The organism is Jatrophihabitans sp., from assembly GCF_036388195.1.
Classification (GTDB): domain Bacteria; phylum Actinomycetota; class Actinomycetes; order Mycobacteriales; family Jatrophihabitantaceae; genus Jatrophihabitans_A.
Map to the genome: position 1 here is coordinate 41,213 of NZ_DASVSG010000034.1, position 13,198 is coordinate 54,410.

The following is a 13,198-nucleotide window of genomic DNA, read 5'->3' on the forward strand; positions in this document are numbered from 1 at the left end:
TACCCGGGAGTCAGGCGTTGTCGACGGCGCGTGCCGGTTAGGAGTCGAGCCTCAGGCCCGGACGCCACCGGGCACCGGCAGCCCGCCCTCGGTGCCGGGGAGGTCGGTCACCTCCGGTCCTGCCTTCTCCGCGTAGTAATCCTCGGGGGTCGTCGCGTCGACTCCCTCGGGCGCCTTCATCGCCCGCAGCACCAGCGTGAGCACCACCGTGACCACGATATTGAGGACCAGGGCCGAGAGCGCGATGTACACCCTGGTGTCGGTGAACGGGAAGTTCGCCAGCGAGCCGCCGAAGTGCTTGGTGACACGCGACGCCTGGTTGTAGGCCGCGAGCGTTCCGTAGATCATGCCGACTGCCCAACCGGCCAGCAGCGCCCACCGGTGCAGCCACCGGGTGTAGAGCCCCACCACGATCGCCAGCACCGTCTGCAGGATCCAGACACCGCCGAGCAGCTGCATGTTGATGGCGTTCTGCTTGTCCAGCACCAGCACGAAGATCAGCGCGCCGAACTTCACCACCAGCGAGGTGATCTTGGCCGCCTGCGCCTCCTGCTTGTGGGTTGCGTTCGGAACCAGGAACTCCTTGTAGATGTTGCGGCTGAACATGTTGGCCGCGGCGATGGACATGATCGCCGCCGGCACCAGGGCGCCGATGGCGATGGCCGCATAGGCGACGCCTGCGAACCAGCTGGGGAACTCGTCGCGGAAGAAGTGCGGCACGGCGAGCTGCGGATTCGGCTTTCCGTCGACGCCGATGACTGACGTCTTGGAGGCGATCGCGGCGTAGCCGAGCAGCGCCAGCATCGCCAGCAGCAGCGAATAGGCCGGCAGGATCGCGGTATTGCGCCGGATGACGTTGCGCGACTTGCCGGACAGCACCGCCGTCATCGAGTGCGGGTACATGAACAGCGCCAGCGCTGAGCCCAGGGCGAGCGTCGCGTAGGCCCAGTAGTTGTTGCTGGCGGGCACGAACACCCCGGTGGCAGCACCGGTCGCGGGGTTCTTGGTGGCCATCTTGGCCTCGGCCGCGTCGAACAGCTGCCCGTAGCCGATGTGCACGCCGACGTACACGATGGCCACCGCGATGACCAGGTAGATCAAGGTGTCCTTGACGAACGCGATGATTGCCGGCGCCCGCAGGCCGGAGGAGTAGGTGTAGGCGGCCAGCACCGCGAAGGCGATCAGCAGCGGCAGGTCGCGGAGGAAGGCATTGCTCTCGCCACCCAGGCCGATGCTGTCGAGGACTGCCTGGATGCCCACCAGCTGCAGGGCGATGTAGGGCATGGTGGCGAGGATGCCGGTCCCCGCGACGGCCAGCGCCAGGAACCGGGAGTCGAACCGGCCCCGGACGAAGTCCGCGGCAGTCACGTAGCCCTTGCTGTGCGAGACCGACCACATGCGCGGCATGAAGATGAAGACGATCGGGTAGATCAGGATCGTGTACGCCACGGCGAAGAAGCCGGTGACGGCTCCGGTGGCGAACATCGCGGCCGGAACCGCGATGAAGGTGTACGCGGTGTAGAGGTCACCGCCCAGCAGGAACCAGGTGATCACGGTGCCGAAGCTGCGCCCGCCCAGGCCCCACTCGTCCAGGCTGTGGGGGTTGTCTGCCTTGCGCCAGTTGGCGGCCCAGAAACCGCCGATGGTCACCAGCAGGAAGAAGAACAGCAGGACACCCAGGGCGACCCCGTCCACCTTGCCGTCGGCAGCCAGCACGACGTCGGCGCTCGCGGCCGTGGCGCTCATCGAGGACCTCCGTTACGGCCGCGGCGGTCGCGCTGGATCAGTGCGTAGGCGCCGGCGGTGCAGAATCCGCAGATGATGACCCAGAGCATCTGATACCAGTAGAAGAAGGGGAAACCCCACAGCTCAGGGTCCTTGCGTGCATAGAGTGGCACCCAGAGCAGGGCGATGATGGGTATCGCCAGCAGGATGCCGGCGGCTGCCGCAACGCCCGGGGACAGGCGGTGCCTGGACGGCTGGGTCAAGACGACCTCCTAGATATGAGAACCGTCGAAATCGAGATACGAACCGTCGAAATGTAGTGCAGGGCCGGTTTGGCCAGCGTCTTGACACGCTATCGCGGCTTGATCCAGTTGGGCCAGCGATCGCCGGGGCCTTCATCCGCGCTCCGCCCGGGCCGCAGTCCCCGGCGGGGCACCCAGCCGGCCGGCAGGACGCGGCGGCTCGCACGCCCGGCCGGGGCGGCTACCCGTCGCGCACGCCGGCTGTGGCACTCTCAGCTCACCATGTCAGCACTGTCGGACCTGCTCGCCAGCCAGACCCAGCTGGATCAGCACCAGACCGCCCACCTACAGCAGCTGGTCGCCGAATGGCAGCTGCTGTCGGACCTGTCCTTCGCGGACCTGCTGCTCTGGGTCCCGACCGCCACGGAGGGTGAGTTCCTGTGCGCGGCCCAGTGCCGGCCCACCACCGGGGCCACCGCCTACGTCCAGGACTGGGTCGGTGAACGGCTGTCGGGCAGCCGGGCCGCGGCGCTGCGGATCGCCCTGACCGAATCCCGGATCTTCCGGGAGTCAGACCCCGACTGGGAGGGCGAGACCCCGATCCGGCGGGAGGCGATCCCGATCCTGTTCGGTGACCGGCCGGTGGCCGTGCTGGGACGCGACGGCAACCTGACCAGCCTGCGCAGCCCCAGCCAGCTGGAGCTGGCCTACCTGCAGAGCGCCGCCGACCTGGCCTCGATGGTGGCCACCGGCAAGTTTCCCGGCCCGCCGAACGAGCGCGAGGAGGGCGCCGGGCCGCGGGTCGGCGACGGCATGGTCCGGTTGGACCCTGAGGGCCAGGTGCTCTACGCCAGCCCGAACGGCTCGTCGGCATTCCGGCGGCTTGGCCTGACCGGCAACCTGCTGGGGGCGGGGTTCGCCGACGTGATCACCGAGCTGGCCCGGGATCCGTTCAAGGCCGCGGACCTCAACCAGATGACCGCGGAGGCCTTGGGCGGCCTGCACCCGCAGAGCCGGGAACTCGACGGCGACGGCGCGATCGTGCAGTTCCGGGCGATCCCCCTGCACCCGCGCGGTGAATCGCTCGGCGCGCTGGTGTTGCTCCAGGACGTCACCGAGCTTCGCCGCCGGGACCGCCAGATCATGAGCAAGGACGCCACCATCCGTGAGATCCACCACCGGGTGAAGAACAATCTGCAGACAGTGGCGGCGCTGCTGCGGCTGCAGTCACGACGGGTCGCCAATGCCGAGGCCCGGACGGCGCTGGAGGAATCCATGCGCCGGGTGTCCTCGATCGCGCTGGTGCACGAGACGCTGTCGTCCTCCATCGACGAGGAGGTCGGCTTCGACGAGGTGGTCGACCGGCTGCTGTCGATGTTGGGGGAGGTGGCCGGCTCCGGCGCCCGAGTGCTGGTCGAGCGGATCGGCGCCTTCGGCCAGCTGCCCGCCGACCTGGCGACTCCGCTGGTGATGGTGCTCACAGAGCTGGTCGGTAACGCGGTCGAGCACGGCTTTCCCGGTGCTCGATCCGGATCGGTGCAGGTGATCGGCGGCCGCGCTCGTGGCGTGCTGACCGTTCAGATCCTGGACGACGGCGCCGGCCTGCCTGAGCGGTTCTCACTCGACAACAGTGATCGGCTGGGGCTTCAGATCGTCCGGACATTGGTGGAGGCCGAACTGGATGCGACCCTGGATCTCAGCCGTCGCGGCCCAGAACAGCCTGGTACTGCCGTAACGCTGCGCATCCCGCTCAGTCGGCGGGAACGGGATTCCCGTGGTTGAGGCGCAGGAGTTCGGCGCTAGGACATTCGGGCCCGGGCGCGGGCATTGCGGCGCTTGAGGGCGCGGCGTTCGTCCTCGCTCAAGCCACCCCACACGCCGGCGTCCTGCCCACTTTCCAATGCCCACGACAGGCACTCTGACATGACGGGACAGCGACGGCACACGGCCTTCGCCTCTTCGATCTGCATCAATGCCGGACCGGTATTACCGATCGGAAAGAACAGTTCCGGGTCCTCGTCGCGGCATACCGCGCGGTGACGCCAGTCCATTTAGGTCGATCTCCTCACTTGGCTGGGTAACTGCTGGCAGACAGGCTTGAACAGACAGCAGGTGCTTGTGAATTCTTTCACGAGCTACCGACTTGTTCAAGGACCCGCGACACATGACGCTTCCGTCATGTGGCTTGGTTCACACGATCCATGGTTCAGCGGACGACGAGGTTCCTGGGTCGGTCACGTCCGGTCTATCTACCAGCCTTGCCCACCTTGAGCGACGGGGCAAGTCCAAAACACCTAGTTCCTGCATCTGGCTCTCAATCGCACAGCTCAAACACAGCGGCTGCACGTTGAATTGTCCCGATGATCATGAACTGCTGAGGCATCGCCGTCAAGAGTGGGATTGCAGACACCGTCTGCAGACTCCCCTTGTGTAGACAGCGTGATGGGCGCCACTGTCAGGCGGCCAGACATCAATCAGACATAGACTTCCAAAGCCCGTGGAACGCTGCCGAACCGCACCACCTGGCGCTCCTCCAGCGCGTCGCCGTCCACCTGGAAGGGCAGCGGCCGCTCGGAGCGCAACACGAACTGGGTCAGGTCGTGTTCCAGCCGGGAGCCGAAACCCTTCCTGCGGTCGGCTGCCCGACGCGGCGCGGCGATCATCCGGGCGGCGGCGAGCACGATGCCGGTGGCGCCCATCCGGGTCCGGGCGTAGACGTCCAGGCCGGTGTCGAACGAGGCGCGCGGCGTCGGCGAGATGGGCCGCTCGCCCAGGAACGTCCAGGGGTCGCAGTTGGTCACCAGCGCGAGGTAGAGCCCGGTCACGACGCGGCCGTCCGGAAATTCCAGCGTGATGGCCGGATGGCGGCGGTCCTGCTTGAAGTAGGTGCGCACCGCGGTCTGGACGTACAGCGCGTGGGTGGAGGTGCGCCCGCGCCTGCGGTGCGCCTCGACGGCAGCCACTACTGCCGCGTCGTAGCCCAGCCCAGCGGTGAAGACGAACCACCGGTCGTCGGCACGTCCCAGGCCGATGGGCCGGCGCCGGTCGGTGCCCATCGCGTCGATCAGCACCGAGGTGGCCTCGAACGGGTCGTTGGGCAGCCCCAGTGCGCGAGCGACCACGTTGGTCGAGCCGCCGGGCACGATCCCCAGCCGGGGCACTCCGGGATGCACGCCGTCGGTCAGCAGGCCGTTGACCACCTCGTTCACCGTGCCGTCGCCGCCGAGGGCCACCACCACGTCGACGCCGTCGCGCATCGCCCGGCAGGCCAGCGCGGCGGCATGGCCGCGGTTCGCCGTCTCCTCCACCTCGAGCTTGACGTCGGCGGCAAGGGCGTGCACCAGGAGATCTCGCTGGCGCACGGTGGTGGCGGTGGCACGCGGGTTCGACACGACGAGGACTCGCACCGCCTGACCATACCGCTCGGCCGGGCCGGCGATGCCCAGCTGCGCAGTGCCCGCGCCGAGCCGGCCGCAGGCACTCGCATACGCTGCTCAGGTGCCCGACACCGCAGCCGAACCGGCCGCCAGCCCACCCTCCGGTGTCCGGGCAGCGGCGGCCCTGGTGCTGCTGGAGGCGGCCGCCCTGGCCGTCGCCGCGGCGGTGCTGCTGGTGCTGGCCTTCGTGCACACCACCACCCGGCTCTGGGCGGCGGTGGCGATCGTCGGCTTCGCGCTGCTGGGGGCGGCGGTGCTGGCGCTGTGCGCCCGGGGCCTGGCGCAGCTGCGGCCCAGCGCCCGGTCGCCGGTGATCCTGGTGCAGTTGCTGGCCGTTCCGGTCGGGTACTCCCTCGGCATCCAGGCCGGCCGCGCGCTGATCGGGGTGCCGATCCTGCTGCTGGCGATCACGGTGCTGGTGCTGCTGATGCTGCCGTCCTCGCGGCAGGCACTGGACCGCTTCGGCTGACGGCAGGCACCGGACCGCTTCGGCTGACGGCCGGCCCGGCATCGGCCCCCTCCCACCCGGATCCGGCGGGTTGCTCGTGCGGGGCTAGCCGTGATTCACGTCGGGAAGCCGCTCCCTGAGCTCGGCGAGGGTCTTGGTGAGCAGCCGGGAGACGTGCACCTGCGAGACCCCCAGCACCTGCGCGATCTCGCTCTGGGTCTTGTTCTCGGCAAACCGCAGCAGCAGCACCTGCCGTTCCCGCTCGTTCAAGCCCGCCAGCGCCGGCCGCAGCGCATGCCGCAGCTCGACGTGCTCCAGCGGGCTGTCCGATTCCACCAGGTCCTCGGCGATCGTCCGGCCGGTGCTGGCGCTGGGCACGTCGAGCGGCACTGCCGAGTAGGCCCTGGCGGAGTCGGTGGCCTCGATGACCTGTTCCGCGCTCACCTTCAGATGCCCGGCAAGTTCGTCGACCGTCGGCGCGCGGCCGAGCCGCTGGGACAGCTCGTTGATGCTGACGCCGATCTCGGACTGCAGCTCCTGCAACCGGCGGGGCACCCGCACCATCGGGCCGCGGTCACGGAAATGCCGCTTGATCTCGCCGACGATGTTGGGGGTGGCGAAGGTCGAGAACTCCAGGCCCCGTTCCGGCTCGAACCGATCGATGGACTGCAGCAGGCCGATGGTGCCGATCTGCAGCAGATCGTCGGTCGGCTCGCCGCGGCCGGCGAACCGATGGGCCAGGTACCGCACCAGGGGAAGGTGAATCTCGACCAGGGCGTTGCGGACCTGCTGCCGGCGCGGGCTGTCCGGCGGCAAGGTGCTCAGCTCGGCAAACAGCTGATGGGTTCGATCGCGGTCCGGTCGGCTTCGCTCCGTCATCGGTCCTGGGCGCCGCGGGCCTTGCTCAGGACGAGCGACAGCCGGGGGCCGGATTCATCGAGCACGACCGAATCGGTGAGGGCGGTCAGTACCAGCCAGGCGAAACTCGATCGGTCAGGAGAGCCGGTGATGTCCTGCGGAGCGGTCACGGCCACTTCGACTCGCAGGGCGTCGGCCGAGCCGCCGAAGACGGCGGACAGCCGTGAGTCCGGTCCCGCATGCGGCAGCAACAGCGCCCCGGCCTCGTCCACCGCGATCCGCAGGTCGTCGATCTCGTCCAAGGTGAAGTCGCGAAGCGCGGCCAGCGAGGCGACCACGGTGCGCAGCATCGCCAGATAGGCCGGATCGGCCGGCACGGTCAGCTCGACGGTGTCGGTGGCGTTCATCCGGCGTTCGGTGGTCATCTGGCGGCGCCGCCACCCAGCGTGGTGGAGATGTTCCAGTGCAGCACGACCGGATGGCCATGCTCGTAGCCGAGGCTGCAGACGGCGCCGGTGCCGAGCCAGAAATGCCGGCCCGAGGTCACCGGATCGCCGAGCCAGCGGGCGGCCAGGCACCGGATCGCATGGCCGTGGGAGAACACCAGCACCGGCCCGGACCGCCCGGTTGCCTCGAGCCGGGCCGTGATGGTGTTGAGCAACCGGTCGAGTCTCGCGCTCACCGCGGCGGCGTCCTCGCCACCGGGGATCGGGCCCGACCACACCGACCAGCCGGGCAACTGCTTCCGGATGTCGGGAGAGGTCAGCCCCTCCAGGTCGCCGTAGTCCCACTCCGCGGCATCGGAGTTGGTCTCCTCGACGTGGAACCCGGCGAGCTCGGCGGTTCGCCAGGCCCGCTGTCGCGGGGAGCTGAGCACCAGCGCGGGCTCGGTCGAGCCGAGCACGCCGCGGATCAGCGGCCCGGCCGCGCGGGCCTGCTGCTCGCCGAACTCGGTCAGCGCGATGTCGGACTTGCCGGTGTGCTGGCCGCTGCGGCTCCACTCGGTCTCGCCGTGCCGGATCAGCACCAGCGCCGGCTCGGTGTTGGGCACCGGCCAGCGCCGGACGGCCGAGGCCGACCCGGAGATCGGATCGGCCTCGGTCGGCTGGTCAGGTGCGGACACCGGTTCGCTCACGCGGCCTTCTTGGTCTCCCAGAAGATGGCGTCGATCTCGGCGATCATATCCAGCAGCTTCTGGCCCTCGGCAGGGTCGACCGAGCTCTTGCCGCCCGCCGCGCCGGCCTGCTTGGTGGCCTTGTTGAACAGCTCGTGCAGCTGCGGGTACTTCTCGAAGTGCGGCGGCTTGAAGTAGTCGGTCCACAGCACCCACAGGTGGTGCTTGACCAGGTCGGCTCGCTGTTCCTTGATCATCAGGGCTCGGGTGCGGAAGACCGGGTCCTCATTGGCCTGGTACTTCTCCTGGATGGCCTTGACCGATTCCGCCTCGATGCGAGCCTGTGCCGGGTCATACACACCGCACGGCAGGTCGCAGTGAGCGGAAGCGGTGATCGAACGGCGCATCAAGCGCATGACATCTCCTCCAGTCGTTACAGCGCATTCCAGGTGCGGAACGCTCAAATGGACCCTACTCCGGCGACGGCCCTCCGGGTCAGGCAGCATCAGGGCATGCAGGCTTTGCTTCCCTGGCAGCGGGTCCGGGTCGAGGGCTCGTCGATGACCCCGACGTTGCTGCCCGGCGACTGGCTGCTGGTGCGCCACGGCGCCCGGGTCAGGCCGGGCGCCATCGTGCTGGCGAGGTTCCGCCGGCGTCCGGACCTGCTGGTGATCAAGCGGGCGGTGGCCGAGCAGGACGGCGGCTGGCTGCTGGCCAGCGACAACGCCGGGCAGGGCAGCGACTCCCGCCAGTACGGGGTGGCCGATGTGCTGGCCCGGGTGGTGCGGGTCTGGCGACGGGACTCGCTGCCGGCGGATGGCCGGTGGCGGTCGGCGGCCAGGCGCTGGTGGGGAACGGCTCCTCAGTAGTTCAACCCGCCGGGCCGCGCCTGACCAGCCGGCCGGTCGCGAAGGGGTGGCCGGCGACGTGCCCTAGCGTCCGCGACGGGCATGATCAGGTGATGCATCCACTTCGACCGGCGGGCTCGCCGGCCCGGGCCCGGCGGCCCAGGGTGCTGCGCTGGGTCCGGCGGTTGGGACAGCTGTACCTCGGCCTGATCCTGTACGGGGTGTCGTCGGCGATGCAGGTGCAGGCCGGTCTTGGCCTGGGCCCGTGGGATGTGCTGCACCAGGGCATCGCCTTCAGGCTGGACCGGGAGATCGGCACCGTCAGCATCGCGGTCGGGGTGCTCCTCCTGCTGCTATGGATCCCGTTGCGCCAGCGCCCGGGGCTCGGCACGGTGAGCAATGTGCTGGTGGTGGGCCTGGCGGTGAATGCGACGCTGGTGGTGCTTCCGGCGCAGCACGGTGACGCGGCGCGGGTAGCCCTGCTCGTCGCAGCGGTGCTGCTGTGCGGCGTGGCCACCGGCATGTACATCTCTGCCGGCTTCGGCCCCGGCCCGCGTGACGGCCTGATGACCGGGATCGCGCGACGGACCGGCATCTCGATCCGGCTCAGCAGGACCATCGTCGAGCTGGCGGTGCTGCTGTCCGGCTGGTTGCTCGGCGGCACGGTCGGGGTGGGAACGGTGCTGTTCGCCCTCGCGATCGGACCGCTGGCGCAGCTGTTCCTCCGGCTCTTCGCGCGCTTCGGGCTGGACAGCTCCAACGTCACCGCAATCGCGGCCGAGCCGGCACTGGCGCAGCCGGGCTGAGCCGGCCCGGCAGCTCGGGTCAGTCGTCCTCGTCGTCGGCGCGGGCCAGCCAGGTCGCCAGCCGGTCCACCGCGACCTCGAAGTCGGGGTTGAGGTCGACGAAGCTGCGCAGCCGCTCAGCGAGCCAGGCCAGGCTGACCTCCTCCTCGCCCCGGCGCGATTCCAGCTCCTCGATCCCGCGATCGGTGAAGTACATCCGTCCAGTCCCGTCCGTGCGCGCGTCACTCGCCCGGGTAGCGGACGCCGAGTTCGGCCCGCGCCCGGTCGAGCAGTTCCAGGATGGCGATCGTGTCGGCGGCCGGGATCAGCGGGCTCTCGGTCAACCCGGCCCGCAGGCAGCGGGCGACCTCGGCGATCTCCGGGCCGTAACCGCCCGCGTCGCTGCCCAGCGGATCATCGATCCGGGACTCCAGCCCGCCGATCATCACCGTCAGCGCCGTGGGGCGGTAGAACCGGCCCTCGGGACGGATCCAGCCCTCGGTGCCCACCACCAGCGCGCGGTAGGGCGCCTTGACCGGCGCCGAGCACCACAGCTGGGCGTCCCGGCCGTCCGGATAGCTCCACTGCATCGCCACGGTGGCATCGCACCCGGTCGGCGCCAGTGATCCGGTGACCGACACCGACGGCGGAGGGCCGAGGAAGATCCAGCCGAAGGTCACCGGGTAGATGCCCAGATCCAGCAGCGCGCCGCCGCCGTTGGCGAGGTCATAGAGCCGGTGGGTGGCATCGAAGGGCAGTCCCAGCCCCATCTCGGCCCGCACCGACACCAGCTCGCCGATGGCCGATCCGGCGACCAGCTCCTGTGCCTTGCGGATCAGCGGATTGGTGCGCATCCACATGGCTTCCATCGCGAACACCCGGGCTGCTGCGGCAGCGGCGAACACCTCGCGGGCGTCGGCGGCGTTCAGGCAGACCGGCTTCTCGATCAGGACCGCCTTGTCGGCCTCGATGGCCATCAGCGCCTGCTCGCGATGGCCGGGATGGGTGGTGGCGATGTAGATGGCGTCCAGGTCGGGGTCGTCGACCAGCTGCCGGTAGTTGCCGTAGGAGCGGGGCGCGCCGAACCTGGCCGCGAAACCGGCGGCCCGCTCGCCCTGCCGGGCGCCGACCGCGGCCAGCGCGTTGCCCGGGGTGCGGATCAGGTCGGTGGCGAACTTGCCGGCGATGCCGCCGGCGCCGAGGATGCCCCAGCGAATCTCGGCATCCTCGGTCTCCGGTTCGGGCATGCGTCCCAATCTAGCCCAGCGTGAGATCTAGCCCAGCGCGGTGGCGACGACCTCGCGCTGCTGCTTCTCGTGGATGCTCGCCGAGCCGACCGCCGGGGACGCCGAAGCCCTGCGCGAGGCGCGGTAGAGCTGGCGGGTGTCGTTGTGCGCGGCCAGGCGCTCCGGCAGGTTCAGCGCGATGAACGGGTAGGCGCCCTGGTTGGCCGGCTCTTCCTGCGCCCAGATCAGCTGCGCCTGCGGGTACTTGGCCAGCTCTGCCGCGATCTCGTCGCCCGGCAACGGGTACAGCTGCTCCACGCGGACGATGGCGACGTCCTTCCGGCCGGTCTCGGTGCGCGCCGCGAGCAGGTCGTAGTAGATCTTGCCGCTGCACAGCACCACCCGGCTGACCTGGTCCGGCGCGGCCGAGGAGTCGCCGATCACCGGCCGGAAGGTGCCGTTGGTGAACTCCTCCAGCTGGCTCACCGCGGCCTTGAGCCGCAGCAGCGACTTCGGGGTGAAGGCGATCAGCGGGTGGCGGATGTCCGACAGCGCCTGCCGGCGGAGCAGGTGGAAGTAGTTGGCCGGCGCGGAGCACATCGCGATCGTCATGTTGTTCTCGGCCGCCAGCTGCAGGAACCGCTCGGGCCGGCCGGTCGAGTGGTCCGGGCCCTGGCCCTCGTAGCCGTGCGGCAGCAGCAGCGTCACCGACGATCGCTGGCCCCACTTGGCCTCGCCGGATGCGATGAACTCGTCGATGATGGTCTGCGCGCCGTTGGCGAAATCGCCGAACTGCGCCTCCCAGACCACCAGGGCGTCCGGATTGGCGACCGAGTAGCCGTACTCGAATCCCATCGCGGCGTACTCCGACAGCAGCGAGTCGTAGGCGCGGAACGGAGCGACGGCGCCCGGGATGTGCCGCAGCGGGGTGTACTCCTCGCCGGTGACCCGGTCGATGAGCACCGCGTGCCGCTGGGTGAAGGTGCCGCGCCGGGAGTCCTGGCCGGCGAGCCGGACCGGACGGCCGTCGACGGTCAGCGAGCCGAAGGCCAGCAGCTCGGCCGTCGCCCAGTCCACGTCGCCGCCGGTGGTCTGGGCCACCCGCCGGTCGATCTGCGGCTTGAGCCGGGGATGGATGCTGAACCCGGCCGGGTGGTTGGCGTAGAGGTCGCCGATGGTCTTGATCAGCTCGGCCGAGATCGCGGTCGAGGCGCGCGGCAGGCTGGGCGTCTCCTCCATCACCGGCTCCGGCCGCGGCTTGCCGGTGGCGTCCCGGGTCTCCAGGAACACCTTCTCCAGCTGGGACTGGAAGTCCTTGAGCGCCTCTTCGGCGTCGGTGATGGTGATGTCGCCGCGGCCGATCAGGGCCTCGGTGTAGAGCTTGCGGACGCTGCGCTTGCTGTCGATGATGTCGTACATCAGCGGCTGGGTGAACGAGGGGTTGTCGGCCTCGTTGTGCCCGCGGCGGCGGTAGCACACCATGTCGATGATGACGTCCTTCTTGAACTTCACCCGGTAGTCGACGGCGAGCTTGGCCACCCGCACGCAGGCCTCGGGGTCATCGCCGTTGACGTGGAAGATCGGCGCCGCGATCATCCGCGCGATGTCGGTGCAGTACAGGCTGGAGCGCGACTGCGCCGGCGAGGTGGTGAAGCCGACCTGGTTGTTGACCACGACGTGCACGGTGCCGCCGGTCCGGTAGCCGCGAAGCTGCGACAGGTTCAGGGTCTCGGCGACCACGCCCTGGCCGGCGAAGGCGGCATCGCCGTGCATCAGCACCGGCAGCACCGTGAAACCGTCCTCGCCCTTGTCGAGAATGTCCTGCTTGGCACGGACGATTCCCTCGAGCACCGGGTTGACGGCCTCCAGGTGTGAGGGGTTGGCGGTCAGCTCCACGGCGACCCTGGTGCCGTCAGCGCCCACGTACGTGCCGTGCGCGCCCAGGTGGTACTTCACGTCGCCGGAGCCCTGCGCGGTGCCCGGGTCGATGTTGCCCTCGAACTCGTTGAAGATCTTGGCGTACGGCTTGCCGACGATGTTGGCCAGGACGTTGAGCCGGCCGCGGTGCGGCATGCCGATGACGACCTCGTCGAGGGAGTAGCCGGCCGCGGCGGCCAGCACCGCGTCCAGCAGGGCGATGACGGTCTCGCCGCCCTCGAGGCTGAATCGCTTCTGGCCGACGTACTTGGTCTGCAGGAAGGTCTCGAACGCCTCGGCGACATTGAGCCGGGACAGGATGTGCTTCTGCTCCTCGCGGGTCAGGGTGTCGTTGCGGACCTCGATGTTCTGCTGGATCCAGGCGCGCTCCTCCGGATCGATGATGTGCATGTACTCCACACCGACCCGGCGGCAGTACGCGTCGCGCAGCACGCCGAGGATGTCGCGCAGCTTCATCAGCTTCTGCCCGGCGAAGCCGCCGACCGCGAATTCCCGGTCCAGGTCCCACAGGGTCAGGCCGTGCTTGGTGATGTCGAGGTCCGGATGGGTCCGGATCTTGAACTCCAGCGGGTCGGTG

General features: G+C 69.5%; 15 protein-coding genes. 4 read left to right on the forward strand and 11 right to left on the reverse strand.

Annotated elements, in window-relative coordinates; translation table 11 throughout:
- Positions 1-51: 51 nt before the first annotated feature.
- Entirely contained in the window at positions 52-1,746 is a 1,695-nt protein-coding gene (gene mctP, locus VF612_RS03055; RefSeq protein ID WP_408658369.1) for a monocarboxylate uptake permease MctP, read from the reverse strand.
- Positions 1,743-1,988: a DUF3311 domain-containing protein gene (locus tag VF612_RS03060; protein WP_408658370.1), complete on the reverse strand. Its 246-nt coding sequence runs from the start codon at positions 1,986-1,988 to the stop codon at positions 1,743-1,745. Before VF612_RS03060 ends, mctP begins: the two co-directional genes overlap by 4 nt.
- 261 nt (positions 1,989-2,249) lie before the next feature.
- Between VF612_RS03060 and VF612_RS03065 the strand changes: the two genes are divergently transcribed.
- On the forward strand, positions 2,250-3,749 hold the full coding sequence (locus VF612_RS03065; RefSeq protein WP_408658371.1) for a sensor histidine kinase: 1,500 nt from the start codon (positions 2,250-2,252) through the stop codon (positions 3,747-3,749).
- A 17-nt stretch (positions 3,750-3,766) separates the two neighbouring features.
- Here VF612_RS03065 and VF612_RS03070 read toward each other — a convergent pair whose 3' ends face one another.
- Entirely contained in the window at positions 3,767-4,018 is a 252-nt protein-coding gene (locus tag VF612_RS03070) for a WhiB family transcriptional regulator (RefSeq protein ID WP_408653391.1), read from the reverse strand.
- Between the two features lie 423 nt (positions 4,019-4,441).
- Positions 4,442-5,374, reverse strand: coding sequence for a diacylglycerol/lipid kinase family protein (locus VF612_RS03075; protein ID WP_408658372.1), 933 nt, complete (start codon positions 5,372-5,374; stop codon positions 4,442-4,444).
- Between the two features lie 91 nt (positions 5,375-5,465).
- Between VF612_RS03075 and VF612_RS03080 the strand changes: the two genes are divergently transcribed.
- Entirely contained in the window at positions 5,466-5,873 is a 408-nt protein-coding gene (locus VF612_RS03080) for a hypothetical protein (RefSeq protein WP_408658373.1), read from the forward strand.
- 84 nt (positions 5,874-5,957) lie between these two features.
- Here VF612_RS03080 and VF612_RS03085 read toward each other — a convergent pair whose 3' ends face one another.
- From VF612_RS03085 to sodN, 4 genes are all read right to left on the reverse strand, one after another.
- Positions 5,958-6,731: a SigB/SigF/SigG family RNA polymerase sigma factor gene (locus VF612_RS03085; protein ID WP_408658374.1), complete on the reverse strand. Its 774-nt coding sequence runs from the start codon at positions 6,729-6,731 to the stop codon at positions 5,958-5,960.
- Positions 6,728-7,135: an ATP-binding protein gene (locus tag VF612_RS03090; RefSeq protein WP_408658375.1), complete on the reverse strand. Its 408-nt coding sequence runs from the start codon at positions 7,133-7,135 to the stop codon at positions 6,728-6,730. Before VF612_RS03090 ends, VF612_RS03085 begins: the two co-directional genes overlap by 4 nt.
- Positions 7,132-7,740: a histidine phosphatase family protein gene (locus VF612_RS03095; protein WP_408658387.1), complete on the reverse strand. Its 609-nt coding sequence runs from the start codon at positions 7,738-7,740 to the stop codon at positions 7,132-7,134. Before VF612_RS03095 ends, VF612_RS03090 begins: the two co-directional genes overlap by 4 nt.
- Before the next feature lie 101 nt (positions 7,741-7,841).
- Complete coding sequence (gene sodN / locus VF612_RS03100; RefSeq protein ID WP_408658376.1) at positions 7,842-8,240, reverse strand: superoxide dismutase, Ni; 399 nt, start codon at positions 8,238-8,240, stop codon at positions 7,842-7,844.
- Positions 8,241-8,336: 96 nt separating this feature from the next.
- Between sodN and VF612_RS03105 the strand changes: the two genes are divergently transcribed.
- Positions 8,337-8,693: a S24 family peptidase gene (locus tag VF612_RS03105; RefSeq protein WP_408658377.1), complete on the forward strand. Its 357-nt coding sequence runs from the start codon at positions 8,337-8,339 to the stop codon at positions 8,691-8,693.
- A gap of 92 nt (positions 8,694-8,785) precedes the next feature.
- The gene (locus tag VF612_RS03110; RefSeq protein WP_408658378.1) at positions 8,786-9,478 is read left to right on the forward strand and encodes a YczE/YyaS/YitT family protein; all 693 of its coding nucleotides are present in this window, start codon (positions 8,786-8,788) and stop codon (positions 9,476-9,478) included.
- Between the two features lie 19 nt (positions 9,479-9,497).
- Here VF612_RS03110 and VF612_RS03115 read toward each other — a convergent pair whose 3' ends face one another.
- The 3 genes from VF612_RS03115 to VF612_RS03125 all read right to left on the reverse strand — a co-directional run.
- Positions 9,498-9,674 carry a DUF6104 family protein gene (locus VF612_RS03115; RefSeq protein WP_408658379.1) on the reverse strand — a complete coding sequence of 59 codons (177 nt, stop codon included), beginning with the start codon at positions 9,672-9,674 and terminating at the stop codon, positions 9,498-9,500.
- A 25-nt stretch (positions 9,675-9,699) separates the two neighbouring features.
- A complete protein-coding gene (locus VF612_RS03120; protein ID WP_408658380.1) occupies positions 9,700-10,704 on the reverse strand; it encodes a Gfo/Idh/MocA family protein in 1,005 nt (334 codons plus the stop codon).
- A gap of 27 nt (positions 10,705-10,731) precedes the next feature.
- On the reverse strand, positions 10,732-13,198 hold a 2,467-nt coding region (locus tag VF612_RS03125), incomplete at its 5' end, for a multifunctional oxoglutarate decarboxylase/oxoglutarate dehydrogenase thiamine pyrophosphate-binding subunit/dihydrolipoyllysine-residue succinyltransferase subunit (RefSeq protein WP_408658381.1).